At 37.9% G+C, this 25,256-nt stretch carries 27 protein-coding genes and 1 pseudogene; 18 read left to right on the forward strand and 10 right to left on the reverse strand.

Annotated features, from left to right (window positions below; translation table 11 throughout):
* Window positions 1–19 precede the first annotated feature (19 nt).
* Window positions 20–664 (forward strand): DUF2238 domain-containing protein, encoded by a 645-nt coding sequence (locus G0028_RS13025; protein WP_180045594.1) that lies wholly within the window; start codon window positions 20–22, stop codon window positions 662–664.
* A gap of 62 nt (window positions 665–726) precedes the next feature.
* On the opposite strand, the gene sohB is transcribed toward G0028_RS13025, so the two are convergent.
* Both sohB and grxD read right to left on the reverse strand, forming a co-directional pair.
* A complete protein-coding gene (sohB, locus tag G0028_RS13030) occupies window positions 727–1,689 on the reverse strand; it encodes a protease SohB (RefSeq protein WP_174493568.1) in 963 nt (320 codons plus the stop codon).
* Window positions 1,690–1,927: 238 nt separating this feature from the next.
* Window positions 1,928–2,269 carry a Grx4 family monothiol glutaredoxin gene (gene grxD, locus G0028_RS13035; RefSeq protein ID WP_130074744.1) on the reverse strand — a complete coding sequence of 114 codons (342 nt, stop codon included), beginning with the start codon at window positions 2,267–2,269 and terminating at the stop codon, window positions 1,928–1,930.
* Window positions 2,270–2,431: 162 nt separating this feature from the next.
* Here grxD and G0028_RS13040 point away from each other — a divergent pair, with 162 nt between their 5' ends.
* Complete coding sequence (locus tag G0028_RS13040) at window positions 2,432–3,643, forward strand: aspartate aminotransferase family protein (protein ID WP_130074743.1); 1,212 nt, start codon at window positions 2,432–2,434, stop codon at window positions 3,641–3,643.
* Window positions 3,644–3,819: 176 nt separating this feature from the next.
* Here G0028_RS13040 and G0028_RS13045 read toward each other — a convergent pair whose 3' ends face one another.
* The 3 genes and pseudogenes from G0028_RS13045 to surE all read right to left on the reverse strand — a co-directional run bounded on the left by G0028_RS13045 (window position 3,820) and on the right by surE (window position 6,586).
* A complete protein-coding gene (locus G0028_RS13045; RefSeq protein ID WP_130074742.1) occupies window positions 3,820–4,752 on the reverse strand; it encodes a LysR family transcriptional regulator in 933 nt (310 codons plus the stop codon).
* 94 nt (window positions 4,753–4,846) lie between these two features.
* Complete coding sequence (locus tag G0028_RS13050; RefSeq protein WP_174492284.1) at window positions 4,847–5,698, reverse strand: peptidoglycan DD-metalloendopeptidase family protein; 852 nt, start codon at window positions 5,696–5,698, stop codon at window positions 4,847–4,849.
* Window positions 5,699–5,817: 119 nt separating this feature from the next.
* A pseudogene (surE, locus tag G0028_RS13055) lies at window positions 5,818–6,586 on the reverse strand (5'/3'-nucleotidase SurE).
* Window positions 6,587–6,873: 287 nt separating this feature from the next.
* Here surE and G0028_RS13060 point away from each other — a divergent pair.
* From G0028_RS13060 to pal, 5 genes are all read left to right on the forward strand, one after another.
* On the forward strand, window positions 6,874–7,275 hold the full coding sequence (locus tag G0028_RS13060; protein WP_130074739.1) for an MCR_0457 family protein: 402 nt from the start codon (window positions 6,874–6,876) through the stop codon (window positions 7,273–7,275).
* A gap of 135 nt (window positions 7,276–7,410) precedes the next feature.
* Window positions 7,411–8,559: a D-alanyl-D-alanine carboxypeptidase PBP5/6 gene (dacC, locus tag G0028_RS13065; protein ID WP_130074738.1), complete on the forward strand. Its 1,149-nt coding sequence runs from the start codon at window positions 7,411–7,413 to the stop codon at window positions 8,557–8,559.
* A gap of 95 nt (window positions 8,560–8,654) precedes the next feature.
* Entirely contained in the window at window positions 8,655–9,209 is a 555-nt protein-coding gene (locus G0028_RS13070) for a gamma carbonic anhydrase family protein (RefSeq protein ID WP_180045593.1), read from the forward strand.
* Between the two features lie 137 nt (window positions 9,210–9,346).
* Entirely contained in the window at window positions 9,347–10,633 is a 1,287-nt protein-coding gene (gene tolB, locus G0028_RS13075) for a Tol-Pal system beta propeller repeat protein TolB (protein ID WP_130074736.1), read from the forward strand.
* A 98-nt stretch (window positions 10,634–10,731) separates the two neighbouring features.
* Window positions 10,732–11,292 carry a peptidoglycan-associated lipoprotein Pal gene (pal, locus tag G0028_RS13080; protein ID WP_174492280.1) on the forward strand — a complete coding sequence of 187 codons (561 nt, stop codon included), beginning with the start codon at window positions 10,732–10,734 and terminating at the stop codon, window positions 11,290–11,292.
* A gap of 66 nt (window positions 11,293–11,358) precedes the next feature.
* Here the strand turns inward: pal and G0028_RS13085 are convergent, their stop codons facing one another.
* Entirely contained in the window at window positions 11,359–11,544 is a 186-nt protein-coding gene (locus G0028_RS13085) for an NF038105 family protein (protein WP_130074734.1), read from the reverse strand.
* Between the two features lie 180 nt (window positions 11,545–11,724).
* On the opposite strand from G0028_RS13085, the gene G0028_RS13090 reads away from it, so the two are divergent.
* From G0028_RS13090 to G0028_RS13110, 5 genes are all read left to right on the forward strand, one after another.
* Window positions 11,725–12,699, forward strand: coding sequence for a class 1 fructose-bisphosphatase (locus G0028_RS13090; protein ID WP_130074733.1), 975 nt, complete (start codon window positions 11,725–11,727; stop codon window positions 12,697–12,699).
* Window positions 12,700–12,800: 101 nt separating this feature from the next.
* Window positions 12,801–13,577 (forward strand): TrmH family RNA methyltransferase, encoded by a 777-nt coding sequence (locus G0028_RS13095; RefSeq protein ID WP_130074732.1) that lies wholly within the window; start codon window positions 12,801–12,803, stop codon window positions 13,575–13,577.
* Window positions 13,578–13,735: 158 nt separating this feature from the next.
* Window positions 13,736–14,350 carry an RNA polymerase sigma factor gene (locus G0028_RS13100; RefSeq protein ID WP_165353096.1) on the forward strand — a complete coding sequence of 205 codons (615 nt, stop codon included), beginning with the start codon at window positions 13,736–13,738 and terminating at the stop codon, window positions 14,348–14,350.
* Window positions 14,343–14,669 carry a hypothetical protein gene (locus G0028_RS13105; RefSeq protein WP_130074730.1) on the forward strand — a complete coding sequence of 109 codons (327 nt, stop codon included), beginning with the start codon at window positions 14,343–14,345 and terminating at the stop codon, window positions 14,667–14,669. Before G0028_RS13100 ends, G0028_RS13105 begins: the two co-directional genes overlap by 8 nt.
* Window positions 14,659–15,063: a DUF3106 domain-containing protein gene (locus G0028_RS13110; RefSeq protein WP_174492278.1), complete on the forward strand. Its 405-nt coding sequence runs from the start codon at window positions 14,659–14,661 to the stop codon at window positions 15,061–15,063. Before G0028_RS13105 ends, G0028_RS13110 begins: the two co-directional genes overlap by 11 nt.
* A gap of 173 nt (window positions 15,064–15,236) precedes the next feature.
* On the opposite strand, the gene cysN is transcribed toward G0028_RS13110, so the two are convergent.
* Both cysN and cysD read right to left on the reverse strand, forming a co-directional pair.
* Entirely contained in the window at window positions 15,237–16,850 is a 1,614-nt protein-coding gene (gene cysN / locus G0028_RS13115) for a sulfate adenylyltransferase subunit CysN (protein ID WP_174492277.1), read from the reverse strand.
* Window positions 16,851–16,983: 133 nt separating this feature from the next.
* A complete protein-coding gene (gene cysD, locus G0028_RS13120; RefSeq protein ID WP_171457503.1) occupies window positions 16,984–17,892 on the reverse strand; it encodes a sulfate adenylyltransferase subunit CysD in 909 nt (302 codons plus the stop codon).
* Window positions 17,893–18,038: 146 nt separating this feature from the next.
* Between cysD and G0028_RS13125 the strand changes: the two genes are divergently transcribed.
* From G0028_RS13125 to G0028_RS13140, 4 genes are all read left to right on the forward strand, one after another.
* A complete protein-coding gene (locus tag G0028_RS13125; RefSeq protein ID WP_180045592.1) occupies window positions 18,039–18,479 on the forward strand; it encodes a GNAT family N-acetyltransferase in 441 nt (146 codons plus the stop codon).
* A gap of 160 nt (window positions 18,480–18,639) precedes the next feature.
* The gene (locus tag G0028_RS13130) at window positions 18,640–19,107 is read left to right on the forward strand and encodes a tetratricopeptide repeat protein (RefSeq protein ID WP_180045591.1); all 468 of its coding nucleotides are present in this window, start codon (window positions 18,640–18,642) and stop codon (window positions 19,105–19,107) included.
* Between the two features lie 24 nt (window positions 19,108–19,131).
* Complete coding sequence (locus G0028_RS13135; protein ID WP_194088724.1) at window positions 19,132–19,533, forward strand: tetratricopeptide repeat protein; 402 nt, start codon at window positions 19,132–19,134, stop codon at window positions 19,531–19,533.
* A 176-nt stretch (window positions 19,534–19,709) separates the two neighbouring features.
* Window positions 19,710–20,237, forward strand: coding sequence for a hypothetical protein (locus G0028_RS13140; RefSeq protein WP_180045589.1), 528 nt, complete (start codon window positions 19,710–19,712; stop codon window positions 20,235–20,237).
* 185 nt (window positions 20,238–20,422) lie between these two features.
* Here the strand turns inward: G0028_RS13140 and G0028_RS13145 are convergent, their stop codons facing one another.
* Entirely contained in the window at window positions 20,423–21,880 is a 1,458-nt protein-coding gene (locus tag G0028_RS13145; RefSeq protein WP_174493567.1) for a capsule assembly Wzi family protein, read from the reverse strand.
* Window positions 21,881–22,090: 210 nt separating this feature from the next.
* Here G0028_RS13145 and G0028_RS13150 point away from each other — a divergent pair, with 210 nt between their 5' ends.
* Window positions 22,091–22,588 (forward strand): DUF2059 domain-containing protein, encoded by a 498-nt coding sequence (locus tag G0028_RS13150; protein ID WP_180097308.1) that lies wholly within the window; start codon window positions 22,091–22,093, stop codon window positions 22,586–22,588.
* Window positions 22,589–22,644: 56 nt separating this feature from the next.
* Here G0028_RS13150 and lysS read toward each other — a convergent pair whose 3' ends face one another.
* On the reverse strand, window positions 22,645–24,174 hold the full coding sequence (lysS, locus tag G0028_RS13155; protein ID WP_130074722.1) for a lysine--tRNA ligase: 1,530 nt from the start codon (window positions 24,172–24,174) through the stop codon (window positions 22,645–22,647).
* Here lysS and G0028_RS13160 point away from each other — a divergent pair.
* Window positions 24,163–25,008: a hypothetical protein gene (locus G0028_RS13160; protein WP_180045584.1), complete on the forward strand. Its 846-nt coding sequence runs from the start codon at window positions 24,163–24,165 to the stop codon at window positions 25,006–25,008. The two genes, lysS and G0028_RS13160, sit on opposite strands and share 12 nt — an antisense overlap.
* Window positions 25,009–25,256 lie beyond the last annotated feature (248 nt).

Genomic DNA, 25,256 nt, shown 5'->3' on the forward strand with positions numbered 1-25,256 from the left:
GGACCAAGAAAAAATCTACATGATTTATTATAAATTAACCACAAAACATTGGCTCACTTTGGCGGTACTTGCAATTGCAATCATCATTGCGAGCATTCAACCTTTAGAGTTGGAATCCTACCTTTTACATCAGGTCGGTACTGCATTAATGCTTATTATGCTGTTGGTTTGTTTAAAAAAAATTGGACTCAGTTATTCTTCATTTTTATTATATATCTTATTTTTACTGATTCATGTTTCAGCAGCACATTACCTCTACTCATACGTACCTTATAATGATTGGATTAAATCTATTTTTCATTTTGATTTAAATCAAGCCATGGGCTGGCAACGTAATATGTATGATCGCTTGGTTCATTTAGTTTATGGACTCTTTTTATATCCTTTTTTTTACCGCTTATTTCAAGTTTTCTTACCTAACTTAGGCCCTAAAGCTCTGCTTTTCATCACGATCCAATTTATTATGGCAAGTAGCCTGTTGTATGAATGGATTGAATGGTGGATTGCGATTGGCTTATCTCCAGAACAAGCTGAAAATTATAATGGGCAACAAGGGGATATTTGGGATGCAAATAAAGATATGTGCTTAGCAACAGTAGGAGCAATATTTACCGGTCTCATTATCTATTACAAATCCACCCGATCACCTTTAACTTCTACCTAATGAAAAAGCCAATCTTTTAAAGATTGGCTTTTTTGATAAATAACATATCAAATAAATGATGATTAAAGCTTTGGATCACGCATTTGCACTAAGCTTGCATTGGCTTTACTCAAAGTATCCACCAATTTATTCACTACAGATGGAATCAAACTCTCTACCACTTGCGCCGCTTGTAAACCTAACTTTTCCCCCAAAGTCGGCTTACGGCGAGTTTGAATCACATAAACATCGTGTTGTGGCAACAAACCAAGTAGATATTCATCAGAGGTTTGTAGCTGATCTACCAAATTCAGATTTAAAGCATCCTCACCATACCAATGCTCACCTGTCGCAACTTTTTCTACATTGAGTTGCGGACGGTATTTTTCAACAAAGTGTTTAAATAAAGCATGTGTTTGCTGTAACTCTTCTTCAAACTTCGCTTTACCTTCTTCAGTATTTTCCCCAAACATGGTCACAGTACGTTTATATTGCCCTGCCGTATATAGTTCAAAATCAATATTATGTTCTTTTAATAAACGATTAAAATTAGGAACTTGTGCAACCACACCAATTGAGCCCACCACTGCAAATGGTGCAGAAATGATTTCAGATGCAATACACGCCATCATATAACCGCCACTTGCCGCAACTTTGTCAACACAAATGGTTAAATGGAAGCCTGCATCTCGCAAACGCACCAACTGCGCTGCTGCCAAACCATAACCATGTACCATTCCGCCTGGACTTTCTAGGCGTAACACTACACGATCACGCCCTGCTTTTGCAGTGGCTAAAATCAAAGTGATTTCTTCACGTAAATTTTCAACGGCTGAAGCTTGCACATCACCTTTAAAGTCTAAGACATATACCTTTTGATTATTTTTTTTACGTGCACGTGCTTCTTTAGCAAATTGTTGGCTCAGTTGTAAAAGCTCAAGCTTCGATGCTGTGGTTTGCGCAATTTTTTTTCTTTGTTCATTAATACGTGTATTTAAATGGCTGACACGAATTTCAGCAGGTAATTTAGGTAAATGAAATAACATATAAATTCTAGTCTCTAAAATAAGAAAATGCTTTTCCATTAAGATGTGGTCAAATAGATATAAATTCAATGACTATTTTGCAAAATTTCAGTGAATAAAATTGCATCACCCTATATTGATTTTTGTGATTTGAAATAAAAATTTGATTTTAGAATATTAAAATACCGATATCAGTCAAAAAATAAACAATAAAAAAGCACCGAAATCGGTGCTTTTTAACAACTTTGGCTCAATATAATTAAGCTTCAGGTGCTGGACTGTATTGTTCAACCAATGGCTTTAACTCACCATTTTGGAACATTTCAAGCATAATATCACTACCACCGATCAACTCACCATTGATCCATAATTGTGGAAATGTAGGCCAATTTGCAATTAGTGGCAAAGTTGCACGAATATCTGGATTTTCCAAGATATTTACATAAGCAAATGGACGACCAATTTGGCTAAGCGCTTCTACCGCACGTGCAGAGAAACCACATTGTGGGAATTGTGGTGTACCTTTCATATAAAGAAGTACAGCATGTTTAGCAATTTGATCGCGAATTAACGCTTCTGTATCACGCGCTTGTTCAGTCATTGATTAAATCCTCAACTCATCTGCGTGCATTATACCTAAATCCAACGCAAAGAGTATGTCTTCAAGATTATTTCCACTTTTATTTGTATTTAGACTTTAAATCTGTGTCATATTTTGCTTATATAATCTTTTAATTTTTCACTCCTCAGATAAGAGTTAGTCATGAACAACATTACCCTCGCTCCGGTACAACCTGATCAACCATCGCATTTGATGCCTGTATTTAGCCGTCAGCCGATCAGCTTTGTACGAGGACGAGGTTCTTATCTTTATACTGAAGATGGTACTGAGTATTTAGATGCTTTAACAGGTATTGCAGTATGCGGTCTAGGTCATGCACATCCAGTTTTAGCAGAAGCTATTGCAGATCAAGCTGCAACCTTGATTCATACCAGTAATATTTATGAAATCCCTTGGCAAACTGCTGCTGCACAAAAACTTGCCGAAGTTTCTGGCATGGAAGAAGTTTTCTTCTCTAACAGCGGTGCAGAGTCCAATGAAGGCGCAATTAAAATTGCACGTAAATTTGGGCATATGCAAGGTGTAGCAAATCCAAAAATCATTGTCGCAGATCACTCTTTCCATGGTCGTACCCTTGCAACATTGTCTGCAACAGGCAACAAAAAAGTTCAAGAAGGTTTTGCACCCTTGGTTGAAGGTTTTATCCGTGTTCCATTTGGGGATATTGAAGCGATTGAAGAAGCTGCAATCAATCATCCCGATATTGTGGCGATCTTGGTTGAGCCGATTCAAGGTGAAGGCGGTGTTAATACTGCACCTCAGGGCTTTAGCTATTTAGAAGAAATTCGCCATATCTGTAACCAACATAATTGGTTAATGATGCTCGATGAAGTGCAAACAGGTAATGGTCGTACAGGTAAATATTTTGCATATCAACATACCAATATCATTCCTGATGTTTTAACAACTGCCAAAGGTCTAGGAAATGGCTTTCCAATTGGTGCAGTAATGACGCAAGGTCGTGGTGTAGGTGTGTTGACTGCTGGAAATCATGGTTCTACGTATAGTGGTACACACCTAGGTTCTCGTATCGTCTATACCGTGATTGATTTGATTCAAAAAGAAAATATTGTTGCAAATGCTGCTGAAATCGGTACATATCTCGTCGACCAATTCCGTTTACAACTTGCAGATCAAAATGTAACGGTACGTGGTTTCGGTATGATGATTGGAATTCAACTACCAAAAGACTGTGGTGATTTAGTCAACATTGCACGTGATGAATATAAACTGATTATCAATGTGACTTCAGGTAATGTCGTGCGTTTACTCCCTGCACTAAACATGAACAAAGAACAAGCTGATGATTTACTTCAACGTTTAGTGCCTGCAATCAAAAACTTTATTGCATAAGTTTCAAGCATCAACATTTGAAATTTTGATCACATCAAAATGAGTATCGCACTGATACTCATTTTTTCATCTCGATATTTTATAAATAAAAACATAAAAAACCGAGCTATTCAAATAACTCGGCTAATTCATTAATCGTATTGTTATACTGCATTAATTATATAAAAATTTAATACTTAAGACGCTTCTTGATAAATGCGTCCGCCCGGTAACTGGCTAAAATATTGTTTCAAAGCATCTAAACAACGATGAATCTTCATCGGTTGTTGTTCACGTTTTAAGGTCATTGCATTTAAGGTAAAGGTTGGTAATTTCCAATCTGGTAATACTTCTACCAATGTCCCATTCATAAGTTCTTTTTGCACATCTAAATATAAAATACGTGCAATACCATGACCATTTTGGCATAAAGATTTCGCAATAAAGACATTATTGGTTTGCAAGCGATTCTGCATTTCTACATTTACACTTTCAGCCGATGCCACATGTTGAAATGAAAAGTTTTGATAATTTTTCATCACGTTAATCGGAATTAAATCATGATGACTTAAATCTTCTGGACGTGCGATTGGCGCTGTTTGGTTTAAATAACTCGGTGATGCTACCAGCACTTGATCAACACGTGCTAGAGGTATAGATAACAAATTATTTGACTCATCGTCTTTTGAACACATACGAATCGCAATATCAATACGCTCTTGAATCAAATCAATAAATTGATTATCTGCTTCAAAATGTACCATTAATCCACGATGCGCAGAAATCCAATGTGACAAGGCTGGCACGACATGAGTTGCACCTAATTCAGGCGTTGTCGCAATACGTAACTCTCCGACCAAATCGTCACGCAACTCATTAATGCGGATTTTTCCACGTTCTGCTGCAGCGAGCATTTCTTGGCAACTATGAAAAAAAGCTTGACCAGCTTCTGTTAAACTCAATTTTCGTGTAGAACGGTGTAGAAGCGTCACTTCCATTTCTTGTTCTAATGATCGAACTTGTTGGCTAACGGCACTCGTCGTAATGCCGAGTTCACGCGCGGCACCACTGAAAGAACTTTTTTCAACGACACAAGCAAAAACACCCATCGCTCGAAGTTGATCTAACATAAATTTCCCTCTGAAATTATGAGATGCTTCACACTTTTTATTAAAAGCAACTCATTGTATTATACGAAGAAAATTTATATTTGCACCAAATAAATTAAAACAATGGTAAAATATTTGCTGGGTTAAGAGGTTTTCCATCAAGACGAACCTGAAACTCAAGCATCGTTCTTGTCGTACCAGATGAGCCCATTTCGGCAATTTTTTGTCCTGCTGTGACGTTATCGCCACTTTTCACAAGAATTTTACTGTTATGTGCATATGCTGTGATATAGCCATCCACATGTTTAACTAAGACTAAATTACCATATTCTTTAAGACCATCTGCGGCATACACCACTTGGCCATTGGCTGCGGCAAGTACAGGATCACCCACATTCCCCCCAAAACGGATACCTTTAATATTTTGTGCTAAATTATAATTAGCGATCACAGCACCATTTGAAGGTTTCACCCAACGTAAATTGCTAGAAGTAGATGGTGCAGTAACAGGCGCACTCGGCTGCGTCGGTACAACTGGCACAGGTGTAGGTGTCACAGGTTTAGGAACTGTATTTACTGTTTGATTATTTGGTAAATTAATGGTTTGACGCTGAATTTCATTATTGTTGTTATTTAATGCTTGTGTCGTTGGACGAATATTCGAACCACTGCCCTTTTTCAAGCGAATGGATTGATTCACATAAATTCGATACGGAGGTGCAATATCATTCATTTCTGCCACACTGATATAACTTAATCCATAACGTGCTGCAATACCACTCAATGTATCACCTGCACGAACTGTATAATAGTCAGGAGCATTGGCATAACGGACAGAATTATTAATTTGTGGTTTTGAAGCACATCCTGTCATGACTAAAGTTGTAATCACAGCGGATGATAAAACGAGTGCATTTATCCAGCCTCGTGGTGATAGATAAAGTTGCTGTGATCCTAACGAAAGCATTGATTCCCTCTCCAGAAAATAGTTTGTAAAATATTTCGACTAAGATTAGCAAAAAAGCTTAGCTTTTGATGGTTTAAGCCAGCTTTTTCACAAACTTATAACATAAGCTTACGCAGGCTTTAAAATAACTGCTGCTGCAAATGATTTAAAATACCGTAATTGGTCGCATCCATTTGAATCGGTGTAATACTGACATAGCCATTGGCAACGGCAAAAAAAATCAGACTGAACGTGCAAATCGCTCTTTTTCGGATCAGTCACTGCTTCACCTGATAAGCCAATCCAATACACTTGACGACCACGAGGGTCTACTTGACTCGTAATCGGTTTAGATTGAATACGACGTCCCTGATAAGTCACCTGTGCACCTTTGAGTTGTGCAACATCTGGAATATTAATATTTAAAATATGGCGTTCAGGTAAAATAGGCATCCCTCTAGCAATAAAATCATATACCCATTTTGCAGCAACCGCATAATCATCAGGGCTTTGATACGAGCGCACATTACTGCCTGCTAAAGACACAGCAATAGCCGCTTGTTTCATTAATCGCCCTTCAAATGCTGCACCCACAGTGCCTGAGTACAAAACATCGTCACCTAAATTCGCACCACTATTAATACCACTCACGACGAGGTCAAATTCAAAATCAAATAAACCATTCATTGCCAAATACACACAATCCGCAGGTGTACCATTTACCGCCCAAACATCTTCAGCAATAGCAACGGGACGCAATGGTCGATCTAAAGTTAAAGCACTCGAAAAACCACTGCGCTCACTTTCAGGTGCAACAATAACAACACGCCCTAACGGTTTCAGTGCTTGTGCTAAAGCTTGTATTCCAGGTGCAAATACACCATCATCATTGGCAATTAAGATATTCACAAAACGTCTCTTTAAAAATAAATTTGAACAATTACAAGCTATAGTAACAAAAATAGTGGCTCATCATTTCAGCTTGAAATAGCGATAGATTTTCATGGATTTAATATTGAACATAAAATAGGATCAAGTTTGAATACCGTGTGGTACGGATGTATTTCATATTTTCAATGTAGCCTTCTCTCATGATCCGTTTTTATTTAAATCCAACATCTTCAATACATTTTCTCTATTTTATTTTCATAGAATAGGTTTATTCTAGTCAAATCATTAAGTTAACAAGGTTCATTATGCATACGCTTTTAAAAACTCTTGCTGTGGGGATTTTATCAACATCTTTTATGGCAATGCCAACTGCATTTGCTGCCAATAAAAATGCAGATGCACAAGATGAAAATATTGAAGTTACTCAACATAGCGTCACCAATGAAGAATTGGCTGCAATTTATGTACTTTCTGATATTTGCCCCAAATTAGTCAAAGATAATGATGCTTTTGAAGCAGGTTATGCACGTTTACTCAAAGACTTTTTACCAGAATCAGCCGACCCTGCAGCTGAAATAAAAAAATTAGCAAAAGAGAAATCATTTAAAAGTGTTTTAAAAGAAGCACAAAGTGATGCGAAAAAAGCAGGAAAAGAAGCCAATACAGGTGTTTGTGAAGATGTGCTCAACTATCAACCACAAAATTAATTGACCGATTCACCAATACACCAATTAGTTACAAATCCTGTCAAATAAGCCGACTTAACCCGTAGAAGTCGGCTTTGCTTTGTCCTAAAATGCTAGGCTCTTTTAGTGCTCGTACAAAGATTGGAACTACCTAGAATGACCCGAAAAAGCGCCCTCGCTGCATTGTTACTCCTTCCTTCATTTTCCTATGCAGCAACTGTTTTATCGAATCCGCCAGAATTAAATAATAAATCTTACGTTTTGATGGATTATGAAACAGGGCAAATCCTTGCATCTAAGAATGAAAATGAGAAACTCGCACCTGCTTCAATGACGAAAATGATGACGAGTTATATTATTGAACAAAAATTACTAAAAGGTGACCTCACCGAAGACGAAAAAGTTCGTATGAATGAGTCTGCTTGGTGTCGTGGCAGTAGCACAGAATCTTGTATGTATGTTCCTTTAAATGGCACAGCAACAGTACTAGAAATGTTGCGCGGGATTATCATTCAATCAGGAAATGATGCATCAAAAGCAATGGCTGAGCATATTTCAGGCAATGAAGGCACCTTCGCCCATGAAATGAATCAAGAAGCTAAACGTATCGGCATGACCAATACGAACTTTATCAATGCGACAGGTATGCCTGCTGAAGGCCATTACTCAACTGCAAAAGATATGGCAAACCTTGCTAAACATATTATTCATGACAGTTCTAAATATTATCCGATTTATTCAGAAAAAGAATTTACCTTTAATGGAATTAAACAAGGTAACCGTAATGCCCTTCTTTATACTGACCCAAGTGTCGATGGTTTAAAAACAGGTCATACGGACGAAGCGGGTTATTGCTTAACAACATCTGCGAAGCGTGGTCCAATGCGTTTAATCTCGGTAATTTTTGGTGCACCATCAATGAATGAACGTGCATCTCAAACACGTGAATTACTCTCTTGGGGTTACTCAAACTTTGAAACCGTCAATGTACAACCTGCAAACCAAGTGATGGCAAAAGCCAAAGTTTACTTTGGTAAAGAAAACGAAGTACAAGTAGGTTTACCTGAAGCATTTAATGTGACAATGCCTAAAGGTCAAGCAGATGCAATTAAAACGCAAATTACGGTACAACCGAACTTAAATGCACCACTGCAAAAAGGACAAGTCATTGGTAAATTGACTGCAACTTTAAATGGTAAAGTCATTACTGAAAAACCGTTGGTCGCAATCACTGCTGTTGAAGAAGCAGGTTTCTTCTCGCGTATGATTGACCACATTAAAATGTTCTTTAGCAACTTATTTTAAGTTCATCTAAAAGTATAAAAAAGCATTCATGTCTAAGATATGAGTGCTTTTCTTTTATAATAGAATTCAATTACATTTATAAATAGCGAGGTCTTATGAAAAAGAATATTCGTGCGTACTTAGACCAACATCCTAAAATCGACTCAACCTGCTATATTGATGATTTGAGTGTCATTATTGGTGAAGTTACACTCGCTAAAAATGTATCTGTTTGGCCTTTTGCAGTGATTCGTGGTGATGTGAATTCGATTAAAATCGGACAAAATAGCAATGTGCAAGATCATTGCATGTTACACGTCAGCCACAAAAAAGAGTCTAAGCCCGAAGGTTCTCCACTCATCATTGGTGAAGATGTTACGGTTGGACACCATGTAACTTTACATGGTTGTCGCATTGGTAATCGTGTTCTGATTGGCATTAATACTGTGGTTTTGGATGATGTGATTATTGAAGATGACGTGATGATTGGCGCTGGAAGTCTAGTTCCGCCTCGTAAAGTCCTTAAAAGTGGATACTTATATGTGGGGAGTCCTGTACAACAAGTGAGACCGCTCACCGATGCTGAAAAAGCATTCTTACCCTATTCAGCGCATCATTATGTCAAAGTTGCCAACAACTATTTAGAGAATGACGCATCGAAATCATCATAAAATCATAAGAATGTACATTTGCATTCAACATTTCACTGAACATTCATAATTACATGCTTTATATAGATTAAAATCATGTCTTTATGCTACAAAGCTATTTATAGTTAAAAAATCAATATTTGAGTACATGAATACCCATGAAGATCACGCCTAAACACTTACTCAGTTTGGCAGTCATATTGGCTTCTTTTAGCCCTGCCTTGATCACTCCTGTATATGCTCAATTGCATTTAGAAATTGCTAAAGCACCTGAAGAAGCGCCTAAAATTGCGATTCTCCCTTTTGGCAATGATCAAACGATTTATCCCATTGTTGAAAATGACTTAAATCGTTCAGGTCGTTTCAGCAGTTCATCAAAAAATTTACCTGCAACTGCGAGTTTAAACAATATTAATGCAGAAGCTTGGAAAGCCAGTGGTGTACCTTATGTTGTTGTGGGTGATACTAAAACCAATCCTGATGGTTCATTGGCTGTACATTACCAACTCTATGATGTCGAAAAACAAAGCTTTTTATTGAATGAGTTACTGACTGTTCCAGCATCTCGTGTACGTTCTGCAGCGCACATGATTTCTGATGCAATTTATCAAGCATTGACAGGAATTAAAGGGGATTTCAGTGGGCGCATTGCCTATGTATTACGTAATCCAGCGACACCTGAACAGCGTTATACTTTACAAATTGCAGATACCGATGGTGAACAGCCAAAAACGATTTTGACTTCTCGTGATCCAATTTTATCACCTGCATGGACACCTGATGCACAAAAAATTGCATATGTGTCTTTTGAAACTAAACGCCCCGCAATTTATGTACAAGACCTCGCAACAGGTCAACGTGAAAAATACGCGAGCTTCCGTGGACTGAACGGCGCACCAAGTTTTTCACCCGATGGTAAATTCATGCTATTCACAGCGTCTATGCATGACAATCCTGAAATTTACCAAATGGACCTAGAAACACGTCAAGTTAAACGTATGACCCATGATAGTGCTATTGATACTGAAGCACGTTATGCACCTGATGGTAAATCATTTATCTTTACTTCAGACCGTGGTGGTTCAGCACAAATTTATCGTTATAACTTGGCAGATGGTACAACCAAACGTCTCACCTTCCGTGGCGCATTTAACGCACGAGGTTCTTTAAGTGCCGATGGTAAATACGTGGCATTGGTACATCGTCCTTCAGGCAGCAACTATAAAGTCGCGATCCAAGAGATTTCAACAGGCATTACCAATATTCTGACACCGACAAGCCTAGATGAATCCCCAAGCTTCTCACCGAATGGACAAATGGTGGTGTATGCAACACGTGAAGGCAACCGAGGACTGTTATCGATTATGTCTACCGATGGTCGTTTCCGTATGAATTTACCAAGTGAACAAGGTGAAGTTCGTGAACCCGCTTGGGCTCCGAAATAGCTTAACAAAATATCACTTTTTAATATTGTGATAATTTTTTACTTTCAATGCTTTAATCAAAAATATGCTGTAACTTAAAAAACTTTATGGAGTTAATAATGAATACGATGAAATACTTAGCACTACCTTTACTTACCGCAACTTTGGTAATGACAGGTTGTGCAAACCGCAAACCAACCACTGATGCCAATGCAACAACAAACCCAAGTACCGTAAATACAACAGGTTTGAGTGAAGATGCAGCATTAAATGCGCAAAACCTTGCAGGTGCTTCATCAAAAGGTGTGACTGAAGCCAATAAAGCATTTTTAGCAAAACGTGTTGTACATTTTGACTATGACAGTAGCGATCTTTCAAACGAAGATTATCAAACCTTACAAGCACATGCACAATTTTTAGTGGCAAATGCGAACTCTAAAATTGCCTTAACAGGTCATACAGATGAACGTGGTACACGTGAATACAATATGGCTTTGGGTGAGCGTCGTGCTAAAGCTGTACAAAGCTACCTAATCACCAACGGTGTTAACCCAGGTCAATTAGAAGCGGTAAGTTATGGTAAAGAAATGCCTATCAATGCTGGACATGATGAAGCAGCTTGGAAAGAAAACCGCCGTGTAGAACTTAACTATGAAGCAGTTCCACCCTTATTAAAATAATGATCATTGAATAAAAATAGATCAGAATAAAAAAGCGCTCATTTTAAATGGGCGCTTTTTTATAACTTAAGACTCTGTTTCCGTTTGCTTGGGACTTTGCATGGATTCAATAAGGTCATGCTTATTGAATTTTTTATACTCAGGTTTTGCTTCGTAATCTTTCCATGCATCTTTTACATTTTCGGCACTAATTTCATTTAAATCAATACCATCATTTGGTGTTGGAGTCGCTTCAAACTTTTGCGTGGTCATAACAGTGCTCCTTTAATATTATCCTTTTGTACCTTCAACATAGCACTTTATAAAATACTTTCAAGGGCAAAATCACGACAAATAACACAGGATGATTTTTATTTTGTGTCAAACTCATCTAAAATAGCCCGATTGTTTAATTTGTTAGAACATTATCGCTTTTATTGGAGCAGCTTTGCTATGTCAAATCGCACTTTATCCCAGTATTTACAACTACAACAAGGGAACTTAACACCTGAACTTGCAGATGTGATTGAAACCATTGCCAACACATGTAAATCTATTGACCAACTCCTACAAAAAGGTGCATTGGCTGGTGTTTTAGGAAGTGCGCAACATGAAAATGTTCAAGGCGAAGAACAGAAAAAACTTGATGTTATCTCAAATGATTATTTGATTGATGCATTAAAAGTGAATAAAAATGTCGGTGGCTTAGCCTCTGAAGAATTAGATGAATTCACTGCTGCACAAGAAAATGGTAAATACCTCGTATTATTTGACCCACTTGATGGTTCAAGTAATATCGACATTAACATGTGTGTTGGTACCATTTTCTCTATTTTAAATGCCAAAAATGCCGTGACTCAAGCGGATGACTTTATGCAAGCAGGTAAAGATCAAGCGGCTGCAGGTTATGTACTTTATGGTCCATCTACAATGATGGCGTTAACTGTCGGTGCAGGCACTGTATTCTTTACGTTTGACCCTGAATCAAAAGAATTTTTACTCACCTCTGAAAACATTCAAGTCGCTGCTGACACGAAAGAATATGCAATTAATGCATCAAATGCACGTCATTGGGAAGCACCTGTAAAACGTTATATTGATGAATTACAAGCAGGTAAGACATCTGTCCGTGAAAAAGACTTTAACATGCGCTGGGTGGCGTGTATGGTGGGTGACATTCACCGTATCCTTTGCCGTAGTGGTATTTTCTTATATCCATACGATACCAAAGATCCAAAAAAAGCAGGTCGTTTACGCTTGATGTACGAAGCAAACCCAATGAGCATGCTGATGGAACAAGCAGGTGGTGCTTCTACTACAGGTCGAGTACGTATTTTAGATATTCAACCCACTGAATTACATCAACGTGTACCTGTGGTGATCGGTTCTAAAAATGAAGTTGAGCTCGTTACAAGCTATCACAACTAAATTGTAATCTTTTTTATTTTACTCTCTATTACAGGGAGTAAGTCCATTCAGGGGTTGTTGCGATTGCACAACCCCGATTTACATCTCTTGGATGCACTCCCATGCCCACTATTTTTCTAGAATCTCGCGACAATCCAAAAATCAAACATTTACGTGGTTTGATTGAACAAAATGCTTATCGAAAAAAACAAGGTCAAACCGTACTCGAAGGCACTCATCTTTGCCTATCGTGGTTAGAAAAAAAGCGCCAAATCAAATCAATTTTTACCACTGAACATGCCCTTGAACATGCCGATTTTGAAAAAATTGCAGAATATTATCAAGGTGTTATTTTTGTACTCAGTGAAACCTTATACAAAGACTTGAGTACATTAGGGACAACTTTAGCCTGCTTAGCAATTGTCGACTTACCGACATCAACTCAAGCGTTAAATTTTAAAGAAGACACACTGATTTTGGAAAATGTACAAGATCCGGGCAATGTCGGTACACTGCTCCGCTCTGCAGCTGCGGCAGGTATTGAACAAATTGTCTGCACCAAAGGTTCTGCCTCTTTATGGTCACCACGCGTACTACGTGCAGGCATGGGCGCTCATTTTTCTCTACAAACTTATGAAAATATTGTTTTAGAAGACATTCTTAAACAGTTTAAAATTCCTGTCTATGTCACCAGTTCCCACGAGTCTGAAAGTTTATACAGCAAAAACTTACGCCCACAGTGCGTTTGGATCTTAGGCAATGAAGGTCAAGGGGTATCTGAATTTGCACTTCAACAAGCTGAAGCTGTGACTATTCCTCAACCTGGTGGACAAGAATCGCTCAACGTTGCTGTTGCAGGTTCAATCTGCTTCTTTGAAATGGTACGTCAACGCCTTTAATTCGTTAAATTATTTTATTGTTTGAACTGTAACTTTAAAAATCCTTTAAACTGATAAAAATAATTGTATTGTTTGTCAACCCACCCGAGTTTTTAAACGTTATATGTGTAGGTTTATAAAATTATGGTGGGTGCCCAATGACGGGATTTTCCATCTCTATGGATTTAGCACCAAAGAAGTCACAGTCTGAAACAACTGCTGCTCTAAAGAGTACGGCTGAGCAACGTCTGAAGTTTTTTATGCAAGACGTGACAGGTCGTGCCTTGGTGATGATGGAAAGTGCAACTCAGGGTCATAATGGTATTGCCATGGACTTAGTACAAGAAGCCTTTATTTCTTTACACAAATCCTATGCTGAAAAGTCAACCGATGAATGGTATCCCCTATTTTATACAATCTTAAACAATAAGTTACAGGATTGGCGCCGTAAAGAAGCTCGTCGTGCCTCACCTTTTTCATTGTTTCGAAAAGTCGATATAAACAGCGACGATGAAGAAGTAATGGACATTGTAGATGAGTCCACGCCCAATCCTTTACAGTTTTTAAATCAAGATTTGACCGTTGAAGAAATTCAGGAAGCGATCAGTCGCTTGCCTGTGCGTCAACAACAAGCATTTATGTTGCGTGCATGGGAAGGTTTTGATACTCAAACTACAGCAGAAATTATGAACTGTACAGAAGGTAGCGTTAAAACCCATTACCATAGGGCAATTCAAGGATTGAGAACTATGTTATCGCATTTAAATCCTTATGGAGGATCATCGGATGAATAATGATGATTTCACGAAACAAGTTACATCTAAACTTGATGGTCTTGCTCGTAATCATCGCAACAAAGCGGTGGTGATGAATAATGTACTTGAGCATATCCATGACAAGCCCTCTTCTCGTTTTGCTCATTGGAAAATGACAGGCTTTGCTTTGGCAGCAGCATTAACAGGCATTGTCATTTTACCGAATGCTTTTCATTCTGAACAAACAACGCCTGCTACACAGCATGTTGTTGTTACCCCTAAACTTTCACCACAAATGATGGAGGATTTAGAGATGTTGTCTGTATTTGGTGAGGATAGTCATTCCCATGGCAGCTAAAAAATTCGTTTTGGCTTTTTGTGCGATTGGTTTTTTGCAAACAAGCTTTGCAGGCTTTGAGCGTCTTTGGATTTTTTCTAAAGATGCAGATACACCAGTAAACGATACTTGGGATACCTTATCTGACGATGAACAACGTGCTTTAATTAAGCGTTATCAAAATCTAAAAGAAATTCCTGAGTCGCAAAGTGTGGCTTTGCAGCAGCGAATGGATTGGTTTACACAACTTCCTGAAGAAGAAAAGCAAAAAATGCGTGAAGTTTGGCAACAAATGAGTAGCTCTGAACGCAATGAAATGCGCAACAAAATGCAAAAAGCAACAACAGCTGTACAGCGAAATGAGTTACGTGAAGAATATATTCAAAAATATCTTTCTTCGGTCAGTTCACATTGACTATGTGCCTCGAAAGAGGCTTTTTTATTGCTACTTTAAATCATACCCGTCAATATTTTATGAGATCCATTTTTTACAACTTCACTGCTAGTTTGATTATGGTATATTCTTCTCATCATAATGCATTTAAAAAAACCCGCTTTCGCGGGTTTTATTTATATCAATCCAATCTTTTACAGACGAACTGTTTCTACAATTTTCTCAGCCAATTCTTCAACTGTTTCTTGAGCAAAAGTCACATCTGAACCTTGCTCAACATCAGTGATCACAACCACACCTGTTTCACGAAGCAAAGCAACTTGCTCAGTAGACAGACCTACTTTAGCAATTGCGACTACACCTTGTTGAATCAATAAACTTTCCAGTGCTTGTGCATTTTCAAGGACTTTCGCAGAAACAGTGATGACAGCAGGTTTTTGACCTAAACGTGCAGCACGCGCTTCAGCAGTCACAGGTTCATTGTGCGCAGTCCATTCCACTGCTGCCTCAACCATACCCGCACCCACCGTCACGTTACTTAAACGGTCAATGAAGATGAACGAACCTGTATAACGGCTGTCCTGATAACGGTCAAACAATACGGGTGCATCAAACTCGATTTCAACATCTGCAATCGCATTTAAATCCAGTTGATCGACCTGAGTTTTTTCCAAAGTATTCACATTGGTACGGTAGTTAATTTTCTCAACTTTAGCAGGAACAGTTTGCGTACCAATTTTGATGTTATATAACTTACCCACCACCAAAGGCTGGTCTGCCATCCACACTACGGTCGCACGTACAGAACGTGACAAAGATGGTTGCTCACCCGCTTTCACCAAGACATTACCACGGGAAACATCAATTTCATCCTTCAGCGTCAACGTTACCGCTTGACCTGCAATCGCATGATCTAAATTACCATCAAAAGTCACGATCTCTTTAACAGTTGATTTCTTACCCGATGGTAAAGCCACGATTTCATCGCCAACTTTCACTTCACCCAAAGCAATCGTACCGCAGAAACCACGGAAGTCAAGATTTGGACGGTTGACATACTGCACCGGGAAACGGAATTCGTGCGCACTAGTATCACGTGTAATTTCAACAGTTTCCAACGTTTCCATCAAGGTTTTACCTTGATACCACGGCGTATTTGGTGATTTGTTGACAACGTTATCACCATTCAACGCAGAAATTGGCGAGAATATGATATTTGCAGGTTTACGGTCACCCAATTGGTTCACGAATGCATTGTATTCTGCTTGAATTTCATTGAAGCGCGCTTCAGAGAATTCAACCAAGTCCATTTTATTGATCGCAACCACGATATTACGAATCCCTAAAAGGCTCGCAATAAAAGTATGACGACGTGTTTGAGTTTGTACACCATAACGTGCATCGATCAAGATAATCGCAAGATCCGCAGTAGACGCACCAGTCGCCATGTTACGAGTATATTGCTCATGCCCTGGGGTGTCTGCAATGATGAACTTACGTTTTTCAGTTGAGAAATAACGGTAAGCCACATCAATAGTAATCCCTTGCTCACGTTCAGCTTGTAGACCATCGACAAGTAACGCTAAGTCAGGTGCATCACCCGTTGTACCGACTTTTTTAGAGTCACGCGTCACGGCTTGTAATTGATCTTCATAAATCAATTTTGAATCGTAAAGTAAACGGCCAATTAAAGTCGATTTACCATCATCGACATTACCGCAAGTTAAAAAACGCAAAAGGTCTTTATTTTCATGCTGTTTTAAATATGCCAAGATATCTTGGCTAATCAATTCTGATTGATGAGACATTGCTCAAAGCTCCACAATATTCTTTAGAAATCGGTTTCTTTTAATCCCCCTGTTTCCCCCTCTTATAAAGGAAGGACAATCTCTTCTCTTTTTTAAAGATGAGCAGCACTGCTGCGCAAGGGGAGAGATTAATTTAGAAATAACCTTCCTGCTTTTTCTTTTCCATCGAGCCAGCTTCATCATGGTCAATCATACGACCTTGACGCTCTGAACTTGTAGCCAAAAGCATTTCTTGGATAATTTCAGGTAAGGTATTTGCAGTTGACTCAACAGCACCTGTTAATGGATAACAACCTAAAGTACGGAAACGTACCGATTTCATTTGTGGAACTTCGCCTTCTTTTAAGCGCATACGTTCATCATCTACCATAATGAGCGTACCACTACGTTCAACCACGGGACGCTCAGCAGCCAAATACAATGGCACCAAAGGAATATTCTCTTGGTAGATATATTGCCAAATGTCTAACTCAGTCCAGTTTGACAATGGGAATACGCGAATACTTTCACCTTTGTTCACTTTACCATTGTAAAGATTCCAAAGTTCAGGACGTTGGTTTTTTGGATCCCAACGGTGTTTAGAGTCACGGAATGAATATACACGCTCTTTAGCACGAGACTTTTCTTCGTCACGGCGTGCACCACCGAAAGCAGCATCAAACTGATATTTATCAAGCGCTTGTTTTAGGCCCTGAGTTTTCATAATGTCTGTATATTTTGAGCTACCATAATCAAATGGATTTACACCTGCATCTTTACCTTCTTTATTTTGATGCACGATCAGATCGAAACCATGTTCTTTCGCCATGTTGTCGCGGAACTTAATCATGTCTTTAAACTTCCAACCTGTATCGACATGCAACAGTGGAAATGGAAGTTTTGCAGGATAGAATGCTTTTAAAGCAAGATGCAGCATAACCGCTGAGTCTTTCCCGATTGAGTAAAGCATCACTGGGTTCTCAAACTCAGCAGCAACTTCACGGATAATATGAATACTCTCAGCCTCAAGCTGTTTGAGATGAGTAAGTCTTTCCTCAGATATAGACATTGACAGCACCAGCTCACAAAAAGGTGTACTTATTACACATATTAAAATTTATATTCATTATAGTGATTTGCAGATGATTTGATTTGCTTGTTTTTTTATATACATATATAAAATCATCATAAACAAAAAAGGTTTTTAGCATGATCAGCATTCAGCCCTTACAGCATCTTCACTTTAATCAATGGCTCGCCCTGTGGCAGAGTTACCTCAAATTTTATAAAGCAGAAATGTCAAGAATACAAAGCATAACTTCTTGGAACAGAATCACAAATCCTGCACAACAAGATCTGTTTGGTTTTGGTATTTTTAAAGAGGATCAACTTGTGGGTTTTGTACACTTAGTCTCGCATCTAAGCACATGGACATCATTACCTTATTGCTACCTACAAGACCTTTATGTCGATGAAAACTATCGTCAGCAAGGTTTAGCACGTCAGCTCATTGAATATGTCTACGCCTATTGCCAAGAAGATTTTGACCGTGTGTATTGGCTCACCCATGAAACCAATCAAACTGCACAGTATTTATATGATCGTATTGCCAGTAAAACAGGCTTTATACAATACAAAAAAAGCTTATAAATACAATATTTGAATGCTTAAATACATATATTTTCAAGCTTTGTCATGCGATGTAAGAATCGCTATTGTTGGATTTGCACATTTAAATTGATTTACAAGCACTTAGGCAGCAAAACCCACTTTATTCCATATTAAAAAATTTAAAATAAAAGGAGCAGTCATGCCTCAGCATCATCCTCATACACGTTTGTTCGTTTTGCTGTTTAGCTTGATTTTGCCCTTATTAAGTCATGCTGGAAATAATGGAGAACTGCAATTTAAAGACATATGCCAAGCATATGATGATCAAAATAAAATGCAAGAATTTAACCAATGTATCGAAGATTTTTTAGCACAAACACCTGAGCTAGTCGTAAATGACAATGATCAAATTTTTGAAAAAGCAGAACAATTCAGACTTGGACTCGAAGGTATAACTAATCATCAACTGGCGTTTAAATACTATCAGCAAGCGGCTGAAAATGGTCATACTCAGGCACAAACAGAACTCGCAACGATCTATGCTGAAGGTGAAATAGTTAAAAGGGATTTAAATCAAAGCTTCAAATGGCTTTCAAAAGCCGCTGAACAAAACGATGCTTTAGCACAATTTTTGTTAGGCAAGCTCTATCTGAATGATCATTTTTAACAAAAAGATCCTCAAAAAGCTATCTTGTGGATCACAAAATCTGCTCACAATGACAATCGAGTGGCATCTTATGATTTAGGAGTCATTTATCATGAGGGTAAAATTATTCAAAAAGACCTTGATCGAGCCATCTATTGGTACAAATATTCAGCCAATTTAGGTTACTCTCCCGCTCAACTCCATCTCGTCAATCTTTATCAGCTCGGTTATGGTACAACTACACCTGAAAATAAAGCTTTAGCGCAAGACATGTACCAAGAAAAAATAGACTCCAAATCTGTTCAAGCCTTTATGTTTATGGCAGAAAGCTATCACTATGGTCGAAATGACTTCCCTTTAGATCTGCAACTCGCTCGACAATGGTATCAAAATGCCGCAAATCTTGGACTCCGTGAGGCAAAAGAGAGATTAAAAAATTTAAAATAAATTTATTTTTACTTATGAAAATCATAACTTTATGATAAAAATTACACCTAATCTACACCAACAAATAGTGTTGATTTAGACTTAAAAAATTAATTTCTATTAAAATCAAATCTCAATACAGTTGCAAATTTTGTGTACCATATTTTTTACGCTAAAACATTTAACTAAAAGTACTTATGTTCGATCTACTTCAAATTCAACAACAACTAGAACGTGCTCAACTTGCAGGTCATATTTATCGACAAGACAACATTCTCGTACTACAAGCCCCTTATCAAGATGATGGTTCAGCACTCAATGTTTTCGCTCAACATGAACATTCGGGGGAGCAAATTGGTTTACAGTTCGCAATTCAAATCAATGAACAACATATCGATTATTTAATTGGGATCACCTTGAGCAACCAAGACCGACTTTATGAAATTGCGCCAGGTAATTTAAAAGGCGAACAACGTGCTTTTAACTTAATTTATGCATTTTATAATTTTCCAAAAAAGTTTTATCTGCTTAAAATGCCTTTTACAGCGGACACTACTGAATTTAATGCTGTTTTTGAGATGCAACTCTTTCATCGAACAGAATTAAAATTTTTAGATACTGCTTTAAAAACAGATCCACATGGGCACAATATCCCGTGGATCAAAGATTTCATGTTAAGACAAGCACTGGAAATGAAAGTACGTATCCAATTAGCCATCTTATAAAGAAGCAAAAAAAAAGCTTATCCATAGGATAAGCTATAAAACGATTAAAAATATAACGTTAACATCATATTTTTAATGGTAGGAATTACTTCTTTATGGTCATTAAAGAAGTAAAATCATTTTATTTCAGTACCTGCTTTCAATCTATCCCTGAAATCAGGTATTTCTAAAAGACAATTGTCTACTTAGTAACCAAATATAGCTTTATCTAATGGAATTTCCACACCAATAGAAGCTCCAGCATCATTACCTTCGCGATCAGAGTCACTTACCCAACCATTAATCTTTAACGGAACAGTCGGTTTTAGATAATGCGTCCATGTTAAATCCAATGCTTTAATTTTATCATCTTCAGGGAAAGCAGCATTGGTTAAACGATTTGATTGATTAACTTTCGCAAAAATCGCGCGACCGCTTAAACGATTCATAAGATCTAAACGAATATCACCACCAACTGAGACCATTTCACCATCGCCCCCCATCGCATGACCCAATGAGAAACCATGCTGATAATACCCATCTTTATAAATGTGATGGTTATAAGAAATACCTTTTGCATCACCATTAGTTTCAGTATTCGCCCATTCGGCATACACTTGGAATGGCATATCTTTATATGCTGAAGAATAATCCGCACCCGCTAGATACATTTTTTTAGAAGGTAATAAACCCGCTTCATCTTCACCAATAAATTGCCCATATAGGCTCATCGGAACATTGGCTAATTGTTGCAAATTCAAACGAGCATCAAAACCTGCCAATTGGTTTGATGCATTTCCTTCTCCTGAACAACCTTGTGCATTACATTCATTATCTTTACCAATAAATGCATTCCAATACGCTTTTGCACTACCAGGTTGTCCTTCACCATCAATTTGGAATGTACGTGAGGCACCTAGCTCTAAATACGGCAAAGGTTGCGCAGTTAAACGTAAACCCACTAAATTCGCATCTGGTACTGCTTTGTAATCATCCAAACGACCTGCAAATGCTTGATATTGCCAAGGACCAATCCAAGACAACCACTTAGACTCAAAGGCATTTTGCTGTGCACGCTGCGCAGTGAAACCATAAACAGGACGACTTGCATCACCACGAATCAAACTACCATCATGTCCAGGCCCCCAATAGGTTGGAATTTGACCCGCAATTAACCATTGATTAAAAAGTTTACCTGCAAGATAAGAGCCTTCAACATTGACATCTTGACCATTGTCAATTTGTGGGTCTTTCTCACCATTGACACGAATTTTTGCATCCCAATTTTCACCGCCCGCATTAAACTCTAAAGAACCGACATATTGTGCTTTTTGACTATCACCAAATGCCTGCGGCACATTTTTTTGATCTGTTTCAGCAAATAAGCCCAACTTCGCCATTTGATTGTCTGCTTTCAAAGCATTTTGAATTGAAGCAATCACTTTTTGTTGGGTGTTATTGGTCACTTTAGCTGCGGAGAGCGCACGTTGAATCTCATCACCGCTCATTGGCCAAGTTGATGTACTGATTTGAATCACGCCTTGTTGATTTAACCAGTTTAAATCTGTACGAATATCTTCATTATTGAGCACCAACCCTTGTGCAAAAATAGGCAAAGATAAGCTTGCCAATACAGCAGCATATAATGATTTCTTTAAAAACATGCGCATTTATTCTCTAAACATTGCTGAGCACCACCATAGTTTTTTTGACACTATTTTTCAATGGTGAAACTGTATTATCATTATGATTCTACCGATAATCTATCAATGACGATTAAATTCATCACATCGATATACTTCATCTCATCTCAACACCCTATAAATGACGATACAAAACGCTTAACTTCTATTCTATGACAAAGAATTTTGATTATGCTCAAAAAATATATTTATCCAATCCTGTTGTGCTCTATGTTCTCAACAAGCGCTTTTGCTGAAACACCATCAAAGGCGTCTATTCAGCAACTGATGCAACTGCTTGATGCTCAAACCCAGTACGAACAAGAACTCGAATATAGTAAACAAAGTTATCAAGAGATGATGCAACAAGTACTTGATAGCCAAGCAAAACACTTAGATGAGGACAAACAAAAGAAGTTTCAAACATTTAGCGCAGAAATGCTTGATTTAATGATGCAAGAATCACAATGGACACAGGTTGAACCTGAAACCATTCAAATTTGGCAAGACATTTATACCCAAGAAGAAATCAATAGCATGATTCAATACTATCAAACACCGATGGGACAAAGTATTCTAAAAAAAATGCCGCTCGCTACTGAAAAAAGCAATGCCATTGTACAAGGCAAAATTGATAAATTTATGCCACAGTTCATTGAAAAACTCAAAAACTTAACCACACCGCACTAAGCAATACACAAAAAAAGCCACTGATTTCAGTGACTTTTCTCTATTTAACTTAAAAATTAATTTGATTTAATACGCATATGTGGGAATAAAATCACATCACGGATACTTGCAGCATTGGCAAATAACATCACCAAACGGTCAATACCAATACCCTCACCTGCTGTAGGAGGTAAACCATATTCTAACGCTTCAATGAAGTCCGCATCATAATGCATTGCTTCATCATCGCCCGCATCTTTCTCAGCAACCTGTGCTTGGAAACGCTCTGCTTGGTCAATCGGGTCATTTAACTCTGAGAAACCATTTGCCAACTCACGACCACCAATGAAGAATTCAAAACGGTCTGTGATATGTGGATTATCATCGTTACGACGAGCCAATGGAGAAGTTTCTGCAGGATATTCCGTAATGAATGTCGGTTGACGCAGTTGAGTCTCAACCGTTTCTTCAAAAACGATGGTTTGTAATTTACCTAAACCAAAACCTGGTTTCACTTGTTCTTTCAGTTCATTTTTCACGAAGTCTGCTAGGAATTCACGGTCGGCTACATTTTCAGGAGTGAACTGTGGGTTGTGTTCAAGAATTGCATCAAACATCGAGATTTTCTTGAATGGACCTTTGAAGCTATACACTTCTTCGCCATAAGGCACATCGGTTGAACCCAAGATGTCAATGGCTAATTTTTCAAGCATCTTTTCAGTTAATTCCATCAAGTCTTTGTAGTCTGCATAAGCTTGATAGAATTCGATCATGGTGAATTCTGGATTATGACGTGTAGACACACCTTCATTACGGAAATTACGGTTAATTTCGAATACACGCTCGAAACCACCGACAACCAAACGTTTTAAGTAAAGCTCAGGTGCAATACGTAAGAACAATGGCATATCTAATGCATTATGATGTGTTTCAAATGGACGTGCAGATGCACCACCTGGAATCACATGCATCATTGGTGTTTCAACTTCCATGAAACGTTCATTGGTTAAGTAGTTGCGAATGCCTGACACCACTTTTGCACGAATTTCAAAAGTTTTACGTGTTTCTTCATTCACAATTAAGTCTAAATAACGTTTACGATACTTCGCTTCAGTGTCAGATAAACCATGGAATTTGTCCGGAAGTGGGCGTAATGACTTCGTGAGTAATTCAAAATGTTCAATATGAACATAAAGATCACCTTTGCCTGAACGACCGATATAACCTTCTACGGCGATAATATCACCCAGGTCTAAACTTTTAATCGTGTCTAATACTTCAGCAGCAAGTTCTTTACGTGCAACATACAGTTGAATACGACCTGTCATGTCTTGGATCACGATGAATGAACCACGGTTCAACATCACACGACCTGCAACTTTTACATGCACATGTTCGCCAGCTTCGATTTCTTCTTTAGATTTATCAGCGAATTGGTCTTGTAAATCTTGCGCATAATGTTCACGCTTAAATGTATTTGGCCACGGGCTAACACCTGTTTCCTTGGCGTGATCTTGGATTTGCTTGAGCTTGGCATGACGCTGTGCGATTAAATCGTTTTCGGAAATGTGTTGTTCAGAAGTCGATTGAGCGTTATGTTGCGTCATCTCTGCCTCGATTGTAATAAAAAACGGAAGTTGCATAGCATAGCAGATTTACATCATAATAAGCAGCACACAATTGCAGCAATTTCTAATAAAGCCCAATTAAATATTCAAGCTATGTCTAAATTTTCTATTATTTTTCTAAGTCAGTTACTTTTTACCACAGCTGCATGGGCAATTGAGCAAAATAATTCTACTCAAACAATCACTTCCGCCCCCTACATCTACAGCTTAAATCAAGTCGAACACACCAATTTAAAGACTGAAAATTATGTTTGGCAAATTGAATTAATGATAGATACACAGAATAAAAGCATTTCCCACAAATTACTCAACCCAAATGCAAAATTTCCAATGTTAGATCGACGTGCTTTAGAACTCGCACAAAATTATAGTGCTGAAGAGCTGGAAAAATTAAGCAATATCCCTGCTATTGAAGAGCAAACACAAAATACAATACACCGCACAGCACAACCCACAAAAAGTTATATTTTACATGTTAAATTCCCTTTAGGTGTTGCTTGGAAAAAGCAACCTCGCTTTCAACGCTTAGCTGAAATTTCAGCAAAATTTTGTAAATTGCGTGCCGATGATCCTTTTTATGAGCAAGCAATCATCCGTAAAGATCGTGACTATACTTTTAAAGCCAAACTCCATATCAACCACGACGGTGTCGTGAATTCTGTCAAGCTACTCAATCCTTCCTCTAATATAAGCTTAAATAATTTAGTATATGAAGAGCTTAAGTCTTCCCAATTTCAACCCTACAATGAAAATGGTATTCCTATAGAGTTTGAAGCCGAACAACCGATACAATTGGTTTGTCCGCATTCTTAAAAAATCTAAAAATGACTATCTTCATATAGGACTTTAGTCGGCTTCAACTGAGCAAAATACTCAATATGCAACAGGACTACATTCCTTTACGTTATAAAACACATAGATATTCCAACCAAATAACTATTAAATAATATTTAAAAACATAAATTTACTTAAAAAAATATTATTTAATTTAAAAAGATTTTTTTACAAACAATCAATCGCTATCACTGAAAATCTTTATCTTAGACCAAAATCTAACTAGG

This window comes from Acinetobacter piscicola, from assembly GCF_015218165.1.
In the GTDB taxonomy this organism is placed as follows: domain Bacteria; phylum Pseudomonadota; class Gammaproteobacteria; order Pseudomonadales; family Moraxellaceae; genus Acinetobacter; species Acinetobacter piscicola_A.